The organism is Pseudomonas sp. FG36 (assembly GCF_057809275.1).
Map to the genome: position 1 here is coordinate 148960 of NZ_JBMDJQ010000001.1, position 15166 is coordinate 164125.

Sequence of the window (15166 nt, forward strand, 5' to 3'; positions counted from 1 at the left end):
GTGTTGTCCCTTAACCGCGCGGCGCTTGGGCGCTGGCGACTTTGACATTGGCGCCGGCAACCTTCGGTGCCGGGTTGCTGGCTTCCAGGGCCTGACGCTGCTGGGCGAGGGCGGCGAGGGTCTGCTCGCTGGCCATCGGCGTTTCCTCCGGGGTGACCGGCGAGCCAGGGCGCACGCGCTGCAGGCCCTTGACCACGATGCGGTCGTCCTTGCCCAGGCCGCTGCGCACGATGCGCAGGCCTTCGAGCTTGGGCCCCAGTTCCACGGCGCGGTAGGCGGCCTTGTTGTCCTTGTCCATGACCAGCACGAACTTCTTGCCAAGGTCGGTGCCGACCGCTTCGTCGTTGATCAGCACGGCGTCGTACTGGGCGCTGCCGACCAGCTTCAGGCGCGCGTACAGGCCGGGGGTGAACTGGCCGTCGCGGTTGTCGAACACGGCGCGGCCACGGATGGTGCCGGTGCGCGGGTTGACCTGGTTGTCGACGAAGTTCATCTGGCCCAGGTGCGGGTTGCCGGTCTCGTTGGTCAGGCCCAGGTACACCGGGGTGCTCTGGCCGCGCTGGCCGTCGCGGGCCAGCTGGCTGTACTTGAGGTACACGCGCTCGTCGGCGTCGAAGTAGGCGTAGACCTTGTCGGTGGAGACCACGCTGGTCAGCGGGGTGACGTCGGCCGTGACGATGTTGCCGGCGGTGAATTGGGCGCGGCTGACCCGGCCGCTGATTGGCGCGGTGACGCGGGTGAAGCTCAGGTTCAGGCGGGCCAGGTCGAGCTGGGCCTGGATTGCGTCGACCCCGGCGCGGGCTTCGGCGGCGGCGCTGGTGCGCGACTCGGCCAGTTCCGCGGAGATGGCGTTGCTGTCACGCAGGCGCTCGCCACGGCGGGCTTCGTTGGCGCTGCGGATGGCGGTGGCCTTGGCTTGTTGCAGCTGGGCTTCGAGGCGGCGGACTTCGGCCTGGAACGGGCGCGGGTCGATCTGGAACAGCAGGTCGCCTTTCTTCACCTGGGCGCCTTCGGTGAAGGCCACCAGGTCGACTTGGCCGGACACCCGTGGGCGTACCTCGACGGTTTCCGGTGCTTCGAGGCGGCCGGTGAACTCGTCCCATTCGTTGATCGGCTGTTCGATCACCTTGGCTACGCTGACTTTGGGCGCGGCGGGAGCCTGCACGGCGTCGGGGGTGCGACCACAAGCGCTGAGCACCACCACTGCCAGGGCAGCGAGGGGGAAGCGCAAGGGTTTGAGTGAGTGATCCATGGAGAACTCCGCCGAGATATTAGTAGTGGGCGGAGTTTGAGTGTCTTGCGCGTGACGCACGAATCAAATGGAGCGAAGGTTATTATCACGGGCAATGATATGTAGGGTGCCATCATCAATCATGACGCATGGGCACCCATCAGGATTGCGCAGTCAGCGCGGCCCGCCAGCGGCCTTTTCACGCAACGCCTTGGCCACCTTGGCCTCGATCTCGTAGGCGGGGCCCTCCAGCGCTTGGTAGTCACGGGTGTACTGCTGGGCGAAGCCCTCGACGCCCAGCTCCTGATACTGCTGCACGTGCTTGAGCTCATGGGCCCACAACGCCACGTTGTCCTCGGCATCGCCGGGGCGGCGGAAGATGACCGTGTCGATCAGGGTCACGGCGTTGACGTCCGGGTTCTGCAGTAGAGCGTTGGCGGCGCTGATCTGCTGTTCGTTGCCGACCCGGTAACGTGCCGCGTCGAGCACGGCGAAGTCGTACCAGGGTTCGAGCTGGGCACGGATATGCAGGGGAATCGGCTGCGTGCCGTTGGCAGTGGCTTCGTCGCGGGCCTGGCGCAGGGCGAACACCAGGCTGCCGGTGGCCATGCGCTCGACATCCTGCAGCACCTGGTCTCCTTGGTTGGGGTCGATGGGCGCGCAGAAGCACACCACCAGGCAGACCTGGTACTGCCCGGTCGGGCAGCTGTCCTGGGCGAAGGCGGGCAGGGTCATCAGCAACCCCAGCAGCGTGCTAGCGAACTTCATCGAAGACCCGCTCGACCAGCTTGCGGCTGGCCTCCAGCACCTGTGCCTGCACCGGTTCACTGGCCAGCATGCGCCCCACCACCAGCGCGCCGACACACTGGCTGAGCAAGGCCCAGGCCAGATCGGGATCATCCAGGGTTTCGCTCCAGGCCTGGTGCAACTCCAGCAGCCAGTGTTCGGCCTGTTCGCGCACCGGCCGTTCGGCGCGGGCGATCTCCACCCCCAGTGGCGGCAACGGGCAGCCGCCTTCGGCATTGTGCAGGTGCGCCAGGCTCAGGTACTGGTCGAGCAGGCGCTTGAGCCGCGCACGGTCGGTGCCACGTTCGACCAGGCGCGCCAGCGGGCTGTTGGCCAGTTCACGGCGGACGATCTCGCTGAACAGGTCATCCTTGGACGGGAAGTGGTTGTAGAAGGCGCCGCCGGTCAGGCCGATGGCCTTCATCAGCCCGGCCACGCCAGTGGCGGCGAAACCGCCGCGCTTGGCCAGGGCGCCGCTGCTGGACAGCAGTTTTTCGCGGGTCTGTTGCTTGTGATCGGTGGCATAGCGCATGCGCGCAACCTCGTGGTGTGGGCTTGACGATGAGTAGATCGTAGCATAGCGTTCGTTTACTAAACGATCATTCATCAATGGAGCGGTCCATGGCAGAACAACAAAAAGTCGTGCTGGTGATCGGGGCGGGTGATGCCACCGGCGGCGAGATTGCCAAGCGTTTCGCCCGCGAGGGCTACATCGCCTGCGTGACCCGGCGCGAGGCGCAGAAGCTGCAGCCGCTGCTCGCCGAGATTCGCGCCGAGGGCGGCCAGGCCCATGGCTTTGGCTCGGATGCGCGCAAGGAAGAGGAGGTCGCCGAGCTGGTGGAGACCATCGAGCGCGATATCGGCCCGATCGAGGCGTTCGTCTTCAACATCGGTGCCAATGTGCCGTGCAGCATCCTCGAGGAAACCCCGCGCAAGTACTTCAAGATCTGGGAAATGGCCTGCTTCGCCGGCTTTCTCACTGCCCAGGCGGTCGCCCGGCGTATGGTCACCCGAGAGCGCGGCACCATCCTCTTCACCGGTGCCACCGCTGGCACCCGTGGCGCGGCCGGTTTCGCCGCCTTCGCCGGCGCCAAGCATGGCCTGCGCGCCCTGGCCCAGAGCATGGCGCGAGAACTGGGTCCACGGAACATCCATGTCGGCCACGTGGTGGTTGATGGTGCCATCGACACCGCCTTCATCCGCGACAGCTTCCCTGAACGCTACGCGCTCAAGGACCAGGACGGCATCCTCGATCCTGCGCACATCGCTGACAGTTACTGGTTCCTGCATGCGCAACCGCGTGATGCCTGGACCTTCGAGCTGGACCTGCGCCCGTGGATGGAGCGCTGGTAAATTCCTCCCTCATACAAGGATTGAATCATGAGCAAGACCGTCGAGTTCTTCCTGGACCTGGGCAGCCCGGCCACCTACCTGGCTTTCACCCAGCTCCCCGCCCTGTGCGCGCGTCATGGGGCGCGGTTGGTGTACAAGCCGATTCTATTGGGTGGGGTGTTCCAGGCCACCGGCAATGCCTCGCCGGTAATGGTGCCGGCCAAGGGGCGCTATATGCGCATCGACCTCAAGCGCTATGCCGATCGCTATGGCGTGCCGCTGACCCTGCCGCCGGGGTTCCCGGTCAACACCTTGACCTTGGTGCGTGGGTTGACGGGGGTGCAGCTGTTCGCCGAGGAGCGTTTCGAAGCCTTGTTAAAGGTGCTTTTCGAAGGGCTGTTCGTGCACGGGCGCAATCTGGCGGACGCCGCGGTACTGGATGAAACCCTGGCTGCTGCCGGCTTCGATGCCGAGGCGTTCCACGAACTGGCCGCCCGGCCCGAGGTCAAGGACGCCTTGCGCAAAGCCACCGAGGAAGCGGTCGAGCGCGGCTTGTTCGGGGCGCCGACGTTCTTTGTCGACGGGCAGATGTTCTTCGGCCAGGACCGCCTGGATTTCGTCGAGCAGGCCTTGGTCAGGCAGGCATGACTGGAAGCAGTCGCTCTATCTGCCTGCGTTCCCAAAGGCTCAGGTGATCGACCGGATTGGTGCCGTAGCGGTGCCAATCGTCCAGTGAGCCCAGCCGTCCATCCGGGCACTGGCAGTGGCTGCAGTGGGCCAATCCTTCGCTGTCCAGCACCAGGGTCAGGCGCCAGCCTTCGACCAGCACCTCGACTTGCCCGCCGCCCAGGCGGGCGACCGTCACCAGCGGGCGGACGCCAAGGGCGGCATCACGCAGGTACTGGTAGGCCTCGCGGCTGGCGACGCTGGGCATGGCAGGTCAGAAGTTCGCCGGGGTGTTGGCGCTGATGATCTCGGCCTCGTCGGGGCCGATGTTCTTGAAGCTGTGGGGCAGGGTGGTGGGGATGTAGTAGCCGTCGCCGGCATTGAGAATGCTCACCTGGCCATCGACCCACAGTTCCAGGGTGCCACGGGTGACCAGGCCGCATTCCTCGCCTTCGGCATGCACGATCGGCTCACCCGAGTCGGCGCCCGGTGCGTACAGCTCACGCAGCATGCGCATCTGCCGACCTTCGACGCTGGCGCCGACCAGCAGCATGCGCAGGCCGTTGCGGCCCAGGTCGGGCTGTTCGCCGCCACGGAACACATAGCGCTCCTCGCGCACTGGCTCGTCGAAACTGAAGAACTCGGCCAGGGACATGGGGATCCCTTCGAGCAGTTTCTTCAGGGAGCTGACCGAAGGGCTGACCCGGTTCTGCTCGATCTGCGAGATGGTCGAGTTGGTCAGGCCGCTGCGGCGGGCCAGCTCCCGTTGGGAGAGGTTGTTGCGTTCACGCACCAGTTTGAGTCGTGTCCCCGTGTCCATAGCCGCCTTGTTTGCAGAGGTGTCAAAAATAATGGGCGAGGCATTAAAACACACTCTGCACGCTTGCGCGCTGTGCGCATCAGTGGCGCTGGTCAGACGCTGCTGGCCACAGCCCGACCAGCAGCAGCAGGGCGCCCACGGCCAGGAACGGCAGGCGCGGATCGAGGGCATAGACCAGGGCGCCGGCCAGTGGTCCGATTACCGCGCCCATGCCTTGGGCGGCGCCGATCGAGCCGGCCGTCGCGCCCTGTTCGCTGGCGTGCATGGCATTGGCCGCCAGGGCCGAGAAGGCCGGGAACACGAAGCCCATGCCAAACGCGGCGACGAAGAACGCGCCCCAAAGCCACGGCGCGCTGGTGGCCAGGGCCGCGGCGGCGAAACCAAGCCCGGATACGCAGGCGCCGACCTTGATCATCTTCAGAGGTGGCCATTCCAACTGGCGCAGGAACACCTGGGCCAGCATCAACGCCACGCCCACGCTGGTCAAGGCGATGCCTGCGGCCTGGGCGGCGGCGCCGGCCTCGAGCTGCAGGCGGTCGAGGGCGAAGAAACCGACGGCGATCTGCGACACGGTGATGCTCAGCATGGCGCTGAAGGCCACCAGCAGAGGCCTGCGCAGGCGCGGGTCGGACAGTCGCACCGGGTTGGGCGCATGGGTCTGGGCCAACGGCTGTGGCTTGAGCTTGAACAGCAGCACGACGAACGCCGTGGCCGGCAGCAGCGACAGCACATAGAACGGCATGCTCAGGCTGTAGCGCGACAGCAGCGCGGCCAGGGCCGGGCCCAGCACCAGGCCGACCGCGTTGGCCGCACCCAGCGAGGCCATGGCCCGCGCTCGGCGTTGCGGCTCGACGTGATCGGCGATCAGCGCGTTGCCGCCCACCGGCAGCGCGGCATAGAAGGCGCCGATCATGCCTCGTGCCAGCATCAGGCCGAAGAAGGCCAGGGTCGCGCCCGGCAGCCAGCGCAACGCGCCGTCGATGAACAGGCACAGCACCCAATAGGCCAGGGTGAAGCCGCCGCTGCCCAGCAGCAGTACCCGGCGCCGGCCAAGCCGATCGGCCAGGCGCCCCCAGGGCCGGGCCAGCAGCACCCAGACCACGCCGGCCACGGTCACCGCCGCACCGGCCTGCCAGGTGGCCATGCCCAGCAAGCGGGCGATCGGGCCGATCAGGGCGACGAAAGCCATCATCGACATGGTGCAGGCCATGTTGGCCAGCATCAGCGGGCGCAGGTCCAGGGTGCTGGGCGGGCTGCTCACCGGGGCAAGCGTGGCAGGGTCCTTTGCAACGTTCATAAGGCAGTCCAGGGCAGTTCGACGAAATGAGCGCCGATGTTAGTAATTACTATTTACATTTGTCGAGCCCTGGCGGTGCTCACTCACCGCGACGCAACGGGCCTGGCCACATGCTACGCAAGACGCCGTCGCGACGCACCAGGCCATGCACCAAGGCTGCGCCCAGGTGCGCGAGCACCGTGGCGAACAGCAGGTAGCCGGCCCAGCCGTGGGCCTGGCGCAGCACGGCGTAGAGCTGCAGGTCGTGGGGGGCGATGGCGGGCAGTTGCAGCGGGCGGGGGTAACCGCCTGCCGAGAGCATCGCCCAGCCGAGCAGCGGCATGGCCAGCATCAGCCCATACAGCAGCAGGTGCGAGGCGCCGGCGGCCAGGCGCTGCAGGGCGGGCAGGTCGCGAGGCAGTGGCGGGTGCGCCAGGCTCAGGCGCAGGACGATGCGCAGGATCACCAGCACCAGCAGGGCCAGGCCGGTGGCCTTGTGCAGCTCGACCAGCCACGGGTGGCGGGGCGACAGGTCGGCGACCATGCTCACGCCGATGAACAGCATGGCCAGGATCAGCACGGCCATCAGCCAGTGCAGCAGCCGGGCCAAGGGGTGAAAGGCAGTGGCGCTCATGGGCGGGCTCCTTCGGTCAGCGATTCGTGGCTACGGCGGTTGAACGACACCGAATAGGCGGCCGAGCGGGCGGCGAGGATCGGGTCGGCGGAGGGTTCGATGCCACGGGGAAGGATCAATGGATCGAAGTTCAGGTCGCGGCAGGCGCCTTGCTCGGGGCCGTCGACCTGCTCCAGGACCAGGGTGCCGGCATCGAGGCTGTGGCGTTCGGCGGGCCATGGGCGGGCAGGGTCGTCCACCGGGTCGCCGGGTTCGGCCAGGGTCAGGCGCAGGGTCCAGCGCAGCGGGCCCTGGGCCAGGCGCTGCTGCAGGTCGTGTTGCAGGAACTGCTTGTCGTCGACCTGGGCGGGCAAAGCGGCGTATGCGGCCTGCGGCTCCAGTGCCCAGCGCACCGGGTGCGCCTGGCCGTTGGTATCGATCAGGCGGAAGGCGTTGATGCTGTTATAGGCGGTGTTGGCGAAACTGTCGCTGGGCTTGTAGCTGGCCGCCCATTGGCGAAACGCCGCGCTCTCCGGGTGGGCGGCGAAGAAGGCTTGCAGCCTGGCCGGGTCGGGTTTGCCGGTGGCCGGGTCCGGGGCGCCGGCCAGGACCTGTTCATAGAAGCCTTCGACCGTGCTTACGGCCAGCACCGGCGGGTTGTTCATGCCGGTGCGCCAGACCTGGCCGTCGTCGCTGGTCAACTGCACCGCCAGGCTGCGCACCGGTATGGCGGTGTCCGGCGCGAACGGATTGGCGCCGCCGATGGCGAAGCGGCCGATCACCGGCACGTTCTGCTGGCTGAACACCCGGGCGCTGGACAGCGAGGCGGCCTGGCCGCTGGCCTGGAAGTAGCCGCTGACACACAGGCCCTTGGCATGGTTCTTCCGGTAGCCGGGGTGGTGGCCGGCCTGGGCTTCGAAGGTGTCGATGATGCGCTGCGGGGTCAGCCTTGGCGCGCCGATCCAGCCGGCGGCGTAGGCGAAGCCCGCGCCCAGGGCGGCCAGCGTGGCAGCGATGGCGGCCAGGCGCAGGGCCTTGGCGGGGCCGTGCAGGGGAGTTGTCATGGGAACGGTCCGGTCAGGTGGAATGAACCGGTACGACGCAGGGGTAAACGATTTATTCCCGGCGGGGGGAATAGATTCCGTGCCCACGCGTCTGCCTTGTACACTGACAGCCCGCAGGGGCCCGGAACCCGACCATGCATGACCTGGACGACCAACAATGGCGCGAGCTGCTGCAGCGCCTGCGCCGCTTCGCCCTGTGGCTGACCCGCGAGCCCGGTACCGCCGACGACCTGGTCCAGGCCACGGTCGAGCGCGCCCTGAGTCGTCGCGGCCAGCAGCGTGATGCCGACAGCCTGCGCCCTTGGCTGTTCACCATCCTTTACCGGCTGTTCCTCGACGGCAAGCGCCGCGAGCGCCTGCATGCGCGCTGGCTGGCCTGGTTCGGCCGGGGCCAGGCCGAGGAGCCGGCGGGCGGCGAGATCGAGAGCATCGTGCTGGCCCAGGCCGACCTGCAGGCCTTCGCCCGCTTGTCGCCCGAGCAGCGGGCATTGCTGTTGCTGGTCAGTGTCGAAGGCTTGAGCTACAAGGAGGCGGCCGAGACGCTTGGCATCCCCATCGGCACCGTGATGTCGCGCCTGTCGCGTGCCCGTGCCGCCCTGCGTGAACTGACCGAGGGCAGCCCTACGCCCCCGGCCCTGCGGAGACTCAAATGACACGCCTGATCCCCACCGAGCACGAGTTGCACGCCTATGTCGACGAGCGCCTGGAGCCGGCGCGCCGGGCCGAGGTGGAGGCCTGGCTGGCCGCCAATCCGCAGGAGGCCGTGCGCATCGAGGCCTGGCGTGCCGATGCCCGGCGCCTGCGGGCGGCCCTGGCCGGTTTTGGCGAGCGGCCGAGCGATCCGCACCTTGACCTGGCGCCGCTGCGTCGCCGCCTGCGCCAGCGCCGGCAGCGTCGCCTGGCAGCAGCGGCGGTGCTGATGCTGGCGGTAGGCCTGGGCGGGCTTGGCGGCTGGCAGGCGCGCCAGGTAACGCTGTTCGCCGGCATGCTGCCCATGGCCGACGCGGTGCAGGCCCACAGGCTGTTCGCCGAGGCCAGCACGCTGGACATCGAGGCTCGCGACCCGGCACGCCTGCAGGCCTGGCTGGGCACTCACTTCAACCGCGTCGGGCGCCTGCCGGACCTGGCGGGCTATGGCTTCCAGCCAGTGGGGGCGCGACTGTTGAGCAACGAGGCGGGGCCAGCGGCGTTGCTGGTGTTCGAGGACCACCAGGGGCAGCGCATCAGCCTGTTCCTGCGTTCTCCCGGCGAGCATTTCGAACGCATGCCTACCGGCCAGCGCATCGATGGCCAGCTGGAGGCTCGCTACTGGTCCCATGGCGATTACAACTTTGCCCTGGTCAGCGCGGCGGATGACACACGCGGCGAGTCGTTGCGCCGGGCGCTGGACGTCAGCCTGTAGGCAGGTCTTGGCCGGTGTCATCGACCTGCACGGCGTCAGGCAGTATGCAGAAGGGCCGCAGGTAAAACTATTATCAAGGATAGAATGCTTCAACTTCTGCGCGTCGCTCATTCAACCGGCGTACGACATCATGCCGCTCTACCGTGCCCAGCGGTACGCCGCGCCACACTTTGCGAGGGTTCGAGTAGTAGTTCAACCTCCTGCAGGTTCTGCAATTTTCATAGCCCGCCATGATGGTCATCCTGTTGTCACTGGGGAGCAGATAGCCGTGTTGGTAAGGCGGATCGAAATCGGGGTGGCCCGTTTCCCAGTAATGCTGAGCGCCCATGTTGTGGCCCAAAACATGCCCCATGTCCAGGTAGTTGCCCACCACGTTCCATGTAGAAAACCCGGTGGCCTTGCGTGACGTTAAGTAATATCTTCCGAGCACCGTTGGGTCAATAACGGCAGTGAGTACCAGGTCGGCACGCAAGTGGTCACGCGCAGCCTGCATCTGGTTATACACATCGCTGCCAGCCTTGCGAATCAAATCCAAGACAGCGTTGGGAGTCAGGTTTTTCTCACTGGCAATACTTTCAATATATCCAGCAAACTCATACTGCATGTCCACGCCACTGTCCTTCAACTGCCGGTTGGCAAATATCATATGGTCTTCCATGATATCGAACAGGCTTGGATAGTCTGTCGGCCGTCGCAAAAAGCCCGCACGGGCCTCGACAGTACTCATCATCATGACCCGGATGGTACTAACTGCCCCCGATTGTGCTGCAGGTCGCCGTGCAGCAAGCTGCCTGGAGGGCGGTGGATCGGGGTCTTCCACCGGGAGACAGGTCTGGACCGGAGTGTGTTTCGAGGGATCGACCTTGATCAGCACCTGCTGCCCCGATCCCAGGTAATCGAGCCTATACAGCTGGCCCTCGACATGTACTTCCCCGAGTACCATGTCGTCGTAGCGAGCCAGCGACACCCAGTTGATCGGATCCATGTCCACCTCTTCGGGGGTGGTGAATCGTTGTTTGCGATCAGAGGGCCTGTCGCCGTACCAGTAGGTCTTGGCCGGGTTGTCGTCAGCAGACCAGCGAAGCTGGTAGTGCACGACCTGGTCATCCGCCACTTTCACCGAGATCAACCTGGCTTTGCGCCCGATCAGCGACGGACTGACCTTCACCGGCCGGAGCTCTTCATTGGCGGGGTCGTCCAGCAAGTCATTCAGATAGGGCGCGAGATTCATTTTGTGCTGCAGGTCGATCCAAGCTCGGCGGTCCATTGTGGGGCCGAGTTCAAGCAGCGCGTCTGGCTCGGTGGTCTCCGGCGCAGAGATCTGTTGGATGGAAGAGCAAGCTGAAAGCAGGAAAATTACCGTAAGAACGGACAGCAATTTTCTACTTGGCACACCCATAATCTTACTCCCTTGCCCACTAGAGTCATTAGGCTCTGTATGAAAAGCTTTGATATTCAGTGATGCTGTGTTGAAAACAGCCTCGCCTGACCTTCGCCTCAAAACTTTTCATGCAGACCCTAGCTGCATGCGGTATTTCATATTGTGCCTCCTTGACCAGCGGTTGCGGGTCTGCGCACAGGTAATACAGCTGATGCACTTGACCTTCGTTGGATACTTTCCGAATACCTTGGTCCCATACCCCCCCGACATTCAGTTAAATGGAGCCAGATTCATTTTTTTCGGCGTTGGCACGCGTTGCTCACGACCGGATAAGCTATTGCCGGACCAGCAGGTCTTGGTCGAACAACCTCCAGCATCACCTGGCGTGATGACTTACTGACTGAAGACTCCATCACATTGCCCTCGCTCGATGGCCTTATTACAGGCACATGCAAGGTGGTCAGCAACTGGCAAAAATATCAGGTAGGGGTAATGACGTTGGAAAGGGTAACTGCATTCGCGGTTGCCGAAGCAGGAATGCGCCGTGCTGGCTGCTCCTGCGTTCGCCCGGCGAGCATTTCGAGCGCGTGTCTACCGGACAGTGCACCGATGGCCAGCTGGAGGCTCGCTACTGGTCCCATGGCGATTACAACTTTGCCCTGGTCAGCGCGGCGGATGATGCCCGTGGCGAGCAGTTGCGCCGGGCGATGGAGCAGTCTGTAGGCGGCCTGGGCAGGGGCCGCCCGTGTGATTCCCGCGCTAACCGAGCGTCCTTTCCATGGCGCCCACCACCAGACCCTCCATCAACCCAACGCCCTCGGCTTCACCCAGGCCCTTGCCGCGTAACATTCCGGGCAACTGGTTAAGCAGCGTCGCCAGCACATGCCCGGTGGCCGCCAGAGTTTCCCCGGCCAACCGCGCCTGCGGCGCAATCAGGCGCAGCAGTCCGGTTTCGTAGCGCTCGCGCAAACCCGCAAGGCGTGCCTGCTGGTCTTCGCTCAGGCAGCAGAAATCCCGCTCGGCCAGGCGAAACTGCAACGGACGCTCGCCGTGTAACTGCCAGTGCGCGGCGATCAGGCAGGCCAGCACCGGCTTGCCCTGGGCCCGCGCCCGGCGACCTAGGTCGAGGGTGGCCTGCAGCTCCTCGTACAACTCCTCGATAAGGTCGTACAAAAGGTCCTGCTTGCTGGGGAAGTGGTGGTACAGCGAACCTGCGGTCAAGCCTACGTGCGCCGCTAGCTCACGCATGCTGACCTGGCCGAAGCCTTTTTCGGCGAACAGAGCCATGGCCCGGTCGCGCCGCTCCTCGAAATTGGCGCAGCGAAGCGCCGCAGTGACCGGGGCCATGGCGCGGTTCCTTTAGTAGGTGAAGAAGCCGCGGCCGCTCTTGCGCCCCAGGTAGCCGGCGGCAACCATCTCCTTGAGCAGCGGCGCGGGGCGGTACTTGCTGTCGTTGAAGCCTTCGTGGAAGGCCTCCATGATCGCCAGCAGCGTGTCCAGGCCCACCAGGTCGGCCAGCGCTAGCGGGCCGATCGGCTGGTTGCAGCCCAGGCGCATGCCGGTATCGATGTCCTCGGCGCTGGCCAGGCCTTCCTGGAACACGAAGATCGCTTCGTTGATCATCGGCACCAGGATGCGGTTGACCACGAAGCCCGGGCGGTTGCCGGCGGTGATCGGGGTCTTGCCGAGCCGTTCGGTGACCAGCAATGCCTGGGCATAGGTCGCGTCGCTGGTCTGCAGGCCACGGATGATCTCGACCAGCGCCATCATCGGCACCGGGTTGAAGAAGTGCACGCCGATGAAGCGCTGCGGCTGCTCGATGCTGGCCGCCAGCTGGGTCACCGACAGCGACGAGGTGTTGGTGGCAATCAGGCACTCGGCGCCGACGTTGGCCGCCACCTGTTGCAGGATGCGCTGCTTGAGGGCCAGGTTTTCGGTGGCCGCCTCGATCACCAGTTGCGCGCTGGCCAACTGGGCGTAATCGGTGCTGGTGCGAATGCGCGCCTTGGCCGCGCTGGCCTTGTCGGCGTCGATGGTGCCCTTGCCGACCTGGCGCTCGAGGTTCTTGCCCAGGGTCGCCACGCCGCGCTCCAGCGCGGCGTCGGAAACGTCCACCAGCAGGACCTGGTAGCCGGCCAGCGCGCACACCTGGGCAATACCGTTGCCCATGGTGCCGGCGCCGATCACGGCGATCTGTTCGATGTTCATGCTGCTGACTCCTGTCAAACGCGTTCGAAGACGATGGCGATGCCTTGACCGCCACCGATGCACATGGTGGCCAGGGCGTAGCGGCCCTGGACGCGGTGCAGTTCATGGATGGCCTTGGTGGCGATGATCGCGCCGGTGGCGCCGACCGGGTGGCCGAGGGAAATGCCCGAGCCATTGGGGTTGACCTTTTCCAGGTCGAAGCCCAGGGCGCGGGCCACGGCGCAGGCCTGCGAGGCGAAGGCTTCGTTGGACTCGATCACGTCCAGGTCGCTGACCTTCAGGCCGGCTTTCTCCAGCACCTTCTGCGTCGCCGGGATCGGGCCCAGGCCCATCAGCGCCGGCTCCACGCCGGCGTGGGCGTAGGCGACGATCCGCGCCAGCGGCTTGAGGCCCTGGCGGCGCACGGCGTCACCGGTGGCCAGGACCAGGCCGGCGGCGCCGTCGTTGATGCTGCTGGCGTTGCCGGCGGTGACCGTGCCGTCCTTCTTGAACACCGGCTTCATGCCGGCCAGCTGTTCGGCGCTGGCATCGGTGCGCACGTTCTCGTCCACGGCGAACTGTACGCTGCCTTTGCGGGTCTTGATCTCGATCGGCACGATCTGGCCGTCGAAGCGGCCTTCGGCGATGGCGCGGGCGGCGCGATGCTGGCTGGTCAGGGCGACTTCATCCTGCATCTCGCGGCTGATGCCATGGGCTGCCGCGACGTTCTCGGCGGTGATGCCCATATGGAAGTGCTCGAACGGGTCCTGAAGAATGCCGACCATGTAGTCGATGCCTTGCAGGTCGCCCATGCGTGCGCCCCAGCGCGCTTGCGGCAGCAGGTAGGGGCCGCGGCTCATGGCTTCGGCGCCGGCGGCCAGGGCGATGTCGCTGTCACCCAGCAGCAGGCCCTGGGCGGCCGAGACGATGGCCTGCAGGCCCGAGCCACACAGGCGGTTGACGTTGAAGGCCGGGGTTTCCTTGGGGATGCCGGCGTTCATCGCCGCGACCCGGCCCAGGTAGGCATCGCGTGGTTCGGTGGGGATCACGTTGCCCATCACCACATGGCCGATCTGCTCGGCGGACACGCCCGAACGCTCGATGGCGGCGCGGGTGACCTGGGTGGCGAGGTCGGCCAGCGGCAGGTCCTTGAGTGAACCGCCGAAGCTGCCGATGGCCGAACGTACCGCACTGACGACGAAGATTTCTGTGCTGCTCATGGGGGCTCCATTTGCGAAGGCGTGGCGGGGCGCGGGAGGCTCTGCGAGAATGGCGCCCACACCCTGCGGGGGTGGATCGAGTCTAGGCAAAGGCCTGCGGGCGGCCTATGCCGGATCTGTTCAGACAACCTGGCATTTTTTGCCACTCAGCATAGACAGCGGACTTCTGCCATGCGCGATAGCGACACGGTCGCGGTGTACTTCCTCAATGCCATGGTCCACGCCCTGCGTGACCGGCCCCAGGCGCGCGACGCCCATCTGCGGGCGGTGGGCATCGACCCGCAGGTGCTGGCCGAGCCATTGGCGCGGGTGCCGGCCAAGGCCTTCGCCCAGCTGTGGCTGGCATTGATCGACGAGCTGCACGATGAGTTCTTCCAGCTCGACAGCCACGGCATGCCCCTGGGCAGCTTCGCCCTGATCTGCCGCGGGTTGATCCAGGAGCCGACCCTGGGCAAGGCGCTGCGCCAGTGCCTGGGCAGTTTCGCCCTGTTCCTGCGCGATTTGAACGGCAATGTCACGGTGCGTGGCGCGCGCACCGTGATCAGCGTGCAGTCGACCATCGCCGACCCGCTGACCCGGGTCTACGCCGAGGAAACCTACCTGGTGCTGGTGATCGGCCTGCTGTGCTGGCTGGCCGGCCGGCGCATCGCCATCGACCGTACCGAGCTGGCCCTGGCGCGCCCGGCGCAGGAGGATGACGCGTTGCTCTGGGGGCCGGACCTGCGCCTGGGCAGCGGGCGCACCGAGGTGGAGTTCGACAGCGCCTGGCTGCGCCTGCCGGTGGTGCAGGACCTGGCGGCGCTGAAGGGCTTTCTGCGCAGTGCGCCGCAGGGGCTGGTGATCCGCTTTCGCAACCAGAATGGCCGGGTGGCGGAGGTCTATCGGCATTTGCGCGCCCTGCATTACGGGCAGTGGCCCACGCTCGACGCCATGGCCGCACGGCAGAAGCTCAGCGCCAGCAGCTTTCGCCGCCAGCTGGAGCGCGAAGGGCGCTCCTATCAGCAGATCAAGGACGAGGTGCGCCGGGCAATGGCCTTCGAACTGCTGCGCGAAGGCCACCTGAGCATCGCCGAGATCGCCGAGCACACCGGCTTCCAGGAACCCAGCGCGTTTCACCGGGCGTTCAAGAAGTGGACCGGGCAGAGCCCGGGCAGTTACCGGGCCAGGCGCGGCGCATCGGCTTGATGG

The 15166-nt window shown here is 66.1% G+C and carries 17 protein-coding genes and 1 pseudogene; 6 read left to right on the forward strand and 12 right to left on the reverse strand.

All coding sequences use genetic code 11. The features are described 5' to 3' along the window. Positions 1-10: 10 nt before the first annotated feature. From mexE to ACODS9_RS00680, 3 genes are all read right to left on the reverse strand, one after another. Positions 11-1252, reverse strand: coding sequence for a multidrug efflux RND transporter periplasmic adaptor subunit MexE (gene mexE, locus ACODS9_RS00670; protein WP_038705949.1), 1242 nt, complete (start codon positions 1250-1252; stop codon positions 11-13). A 153-nt stretch (positions 1253-1405) separates the two neighbouring features. Continuing rightward, positions 1406-1999: an eCIS core domain-containing protein gene (locus ACODS9_RS00675; RefSeq protein WP_489093003.1), complete on the reverse strand. Its 594-nt coding sequence runs from the start codon at positions 1997-1999 to the stop codon at positions 1406-1408. Continuing rightward, on the reverse strand, positions 1986-2549 hold the full coding sequence (locus ACODS9_RS00680) for a TetR/AcrR family transcriptional regulator (RefSeq protein ID WP_401105211.1): 564 nt from the start codon (positions 2547-2549) through the stop codon (positions 1986-1988). The genes ACODS9_RS00675 and ACODS9_RS00680 overlap by 14 nt, the downstream gene beginning before the upstream one ends. A gap of 89 nt (positions 2550-2638) precedes the next feature. Between ACODS9_RS00680 and ACODS9_RS00685 the strand changes: the two genes are divergently transcribed. Together ACODS9_RS00685 and ACODS9_RS00690 are read left to right on the forward strand one after the other, a co-directional pair. Then, complete coding sequence (locus tag ACODS9_RS00685; RefSeq protein ID WP_046855892.1) at positions 2639-3370, forward strand: SDR family oxidoreductase; 732 nt, start codon at positions 2639-2641, stop codon at positions 3368-3370. A 27-nt stretch (positions 3371-3397) separates the two neighbouring features. Then, the gene (locus tag ACODS9_RS00690; RefSeq protein ID WP_489093004.1) at positions 3398-3997 is read left to right on the forward strand and encodes a 2-hydroxychromene-2-carboxylate isomerase; all 600 of its coding nucleotides are present in this window, start codon (positions 3398-3400) and stop codon (positions 3995-3997) included. On the opposite strand, the gene ACODS9_RS00695 is transcribed toward ACODS9_RS00690, so the two are convergent. The 5 genes from ACODS9_RS00695 to ACODS9_RS00715 all read right to left on the reverse strand — a co-directional run bounded on the left by ACODS9_RS00695 (position 3984) and on the right by ACODS9_RS00715 (position 7788). Beyond that, on the reverse strand, positions 3984-4283 hold the full coding sequence (locus ACODS9_RS00695) for a DUF7693 family protein (protein WP_489093005.1): 300 nt from the start codon (positions 4281-4283) through the stop codon (positions 3984-3986). The genes ACODS9_RS00690 and ACODS9_RS00695 overlap by 14 nt on opposite strands. 6 nt (positions 4284-4289) lie before the next feature. Then, positions 4290-4835, reverse strand: a complete 546-nt coding sequence (locus tag ACODS9_RS00700) for a cupin domain-containing protein (RefSeq protein WP_023631327.1) — start codon at positions 4833-4835, stop codon at positions 4290-4292. A 79-nt stretch (positions 4836-4914) separates the two neighbouring features. Continuing rightward, positions 4915-6132: an MFS transporter gene (locus ACODS9_RS00705; RefSeq protein WP_110605079.1), complete on the reverse strand. Its 1218-nt coding sequence runs from the start codon at positions 6130-6132 to the stop codon at positions 4915-4917. Between the two features lie 79 nt (positions 6133-6211). Continuing rightward, positions 6212-6745, reverse strand: a complete 534-nt coding sequence (locus ACODS9_RS00710) for a cytochrome b (protein ID WP_102684632.1) — start codon at positions 6743-6745, stop codon at positions 6212-6214. After that, positions 6742-7788 carry a catalase family peroxidase gene (locus ACODS9_RS00715; RefSeq protein ID WP_489093006.1) on the reverse strand — a complete coding sequence of 349 codons (1047 nt, stop codon included), beginning with the start codon at positions 7786-7788 and terminating at the stop codon, positions 6742-6744. The genes ACODS9_RS00710 and ACODS9_RS00715 overlap by 4 nt, the downstream gene beginning before the upstream one ends. A 134-nt stretch (positions 7789-7922) precedes the next feature. Here ACODS9_RS00715 and ACODS9_RS00720 point away from each other — a divergent pair, with 134 nt between their 5' ends. Continuing rightward, entirely contained in the window at positions 7923-8441 is a 519-nt protein-coding gene (locus ACODS9_RS00720; RefSeq protein WP_046855887.1) for a sigma-70 family RNA polymerase sigma factor, read from the forward strand. After that, positions 8438-9190, forward strand: coding sequence for an anti-sigma factor family protein (locus tag ACODS9_RS00725; RefSeq protein WP_401105218.1), 753 nt, complete (start codon positions 8438-8440; stop codon positions 9188-9190). Before ACODS9_RS00720 ends, ACODS9_RS00725 begins: the two co-directional genes overlap by 4 nt. A 73-nt stretch (positions 9191-9263) precedes the next feature. Here the strand turns inward: ACODS9_RS00725 and ACODS9_RS00730 are convergent, their stop codons facing one another. Then, positions 9264-10589: a hypothetical protein gene (locus tag ACODS9_RS00730; RefSeq protein ID WP_489093007.1), complete on the reverse strand. Its 1326-nt coding sequence runs from the start codon at positions 10587-10589 to the stop codon at positions 9264-9266. Between the two features lie 533 nt (positions 10590-11122). Here ACODS9_RS00730 and ACODS9_RS00735 point away from each other — a divergent pair. Next, a pseudogene (locus tag ACODS9_RS00735) lies at positions 11123-11281 on the forward strand (anti-sigma factor); the annotation flags it as partial. Positions 11282-11330: 49 nt separating this feature from the next. On the opposite strand, the gene ACODS9_RS00740 reads toward ACODS9_RS00735, so the two are convergent. From ACODS9_RS00740 to ACODS9_RS00750, 3 genes are read right to left on the reverse strand one after another with little or no spacing between them, the layout of a single operon-like run. Further along, a complete protein-coding gene (locus ACODS9_RS00740) occupies positions 11331-11918 on the reverse strand; it encodes a TetR/AcrR family transcriptional regulator (RefSeq protein ID WP_401105222.1) in 588 nt (195 codons plus the stop codon). Between the two features lie 12 nt (positions 11919-11930). Next, a complete protein-coding gene (locus ACODS9_RS00745; RefSeq protein WP_046855884.1) occupies positions 11931-12779 on the reverse strand; it encodes a 3-hydroxybutyryl-CoA dehydrogenase in 849 nt (282 codons plus the stop codon). A gap of 14 nt (positions 12780-12793) precedes the next feature. Beyond that, positions 12794-13978, reverse strand: coding sequence for an acetyl-CoA C-acyltransferase family protein (locus ACODS9_RS00750; RefSeq protein WP_489093008.1), 1185 nt, complete (start codon positions 13976-13978; stop codon positions 12794-12796). A 171-nt stretch (positions 13979-14149) separates the two neighbouring features. Between ACODS9_RS00750 and ACODS9_RS00755 the strand changes: the two genes are divergently transcribed. Beyond that, positions 14150-15163, forward strand: a complete 1014-nt coding sequence (locus tag ACODS9_RS00755; RefSeq protein ID WP_489093009.1) for an AraC family transcriptional regulator — start codon at positions 14150-14152, stop codon at positions 15161-15163. The last annotated feature ends 3 nt before the right edge of the window (positions 15164-15166 follow it).

Coding starts and splice junctions, on each gene's coding strand:
- mexE (WP_038705949.1), bottom strand. CDS start 1,252: ATGGATCACTCACTCAAACCCTTGCGCTTCCCCCTCGCTGCCCTGGCA.
- ACODS9_RS00675 (WP_489093003.1), bottom strand. CDS start 1,999: ATGAAGTTCGCTAGCACGCTGCTGGGGTTGCTGATGACCCTGCCCGCC.
- ACODS9_RS00680 (WP_401105211.1), bottom strand. CDS start 2,549: ATGCGCTATGCCACCGATCACAAGCAACAGACCCGCGAAAAACTGCTG.
- ACODS9_RS00685 (WP_046855892.1), top strand. CDS start 2,639: ATGGCAGAACAACAAAAAGTCGTGCTGGTGATCGGGGCGGGTGATGCC.
- ACODS9_RS00690 (WP_489093004.1), top strand. CDS start 3,398: ATGAGCAAGACCGTCGAGTTCTTCCTGGACCTGGGCAGCCCGGCCACC.
- ACODS9_RS00695 (WP_489093005.1), bottom strand. CDS start 4,283: ATGCCCAGCGTCGCCAGCCGCGAGGCCTACCAGTACCTGCGTGATGCC.
- ACODS9_RS00700 (WP_023631327.1), bottom strand. CDS start 4,835: ATGGACACGGGGACACGACTCAAACTGGTGCGTGAACGCAACAACCTC.
- ACODS9_RS00705 (WP_110605079.1), bottom strand. CDS start 6,132: ATGAACGTTGCAAAGGACCCTGCCACGCTTGCCCCGGTGAGCAGCCCG.
- ACODS9_RS00710 (WP_102684632.1), bottom strand. CDS start 6,745: ATGAGCGCCACTGCCTTTCACCCCTTGGCCCGGCTGCTGCACTGGCTG.
- ACODS9_RS00715 (WP_489093006.1), bottom strand. CDS start 7,788: ATGACAACTCCCCTGCACGGCCCCGCCAAGGCCCTGCGCCTGGCCGCC.
- ACODS9_RS00720 (WP_046855887.1), top strand. CDS start 7,923: ATGCATGACCTGGACGACCAACAATGGCGCGAGCTGCTGCAGCGCCTG.
- ACODS9_RS00725 (WP_401105218.1), top strand. CDS start 8,438: ATGACACGCCTGATCCCCACCGAGCACGAGTTGCACGCCTATGTCGAC.
- ACODS9_RS00730 (WP_489093007.1), bottom strand. CDS start 10,589: ATGGGTGTGCCAAGTAGAAAATTGCTGTCCGTTCTTACGGTAATTTTC.
- ACODS9_RS00740 (WP_401105222.1), bottom strand. CDS start 11,918: ATGGCCCCGGTCACTGCGGCGCTTCGCTGCGCCAATTTCGAGGAGCGG.
- ACODS9_RS00745 (WP_046855884.1), bottom strand. CDS start 12,779: ATGAACATCGAACAGATCGCCGTGATCGGCGCCGGCACCATGGGCAAC.
- ACODS9_RS00750 (WP_489093008.1), bottom strand. CDS start 13,978: ATGAGCAGCACAGAAATCTTCGTCGTCAGTGCGGTACGTTCGGCCATC.
- ACODS9_RS00755 (WP_489093009.1), top strand. CDS start 14,150: ATGCGCGATAGCGACACGGTCGCGGTGTACTTCCTCAATGCCATGGTC.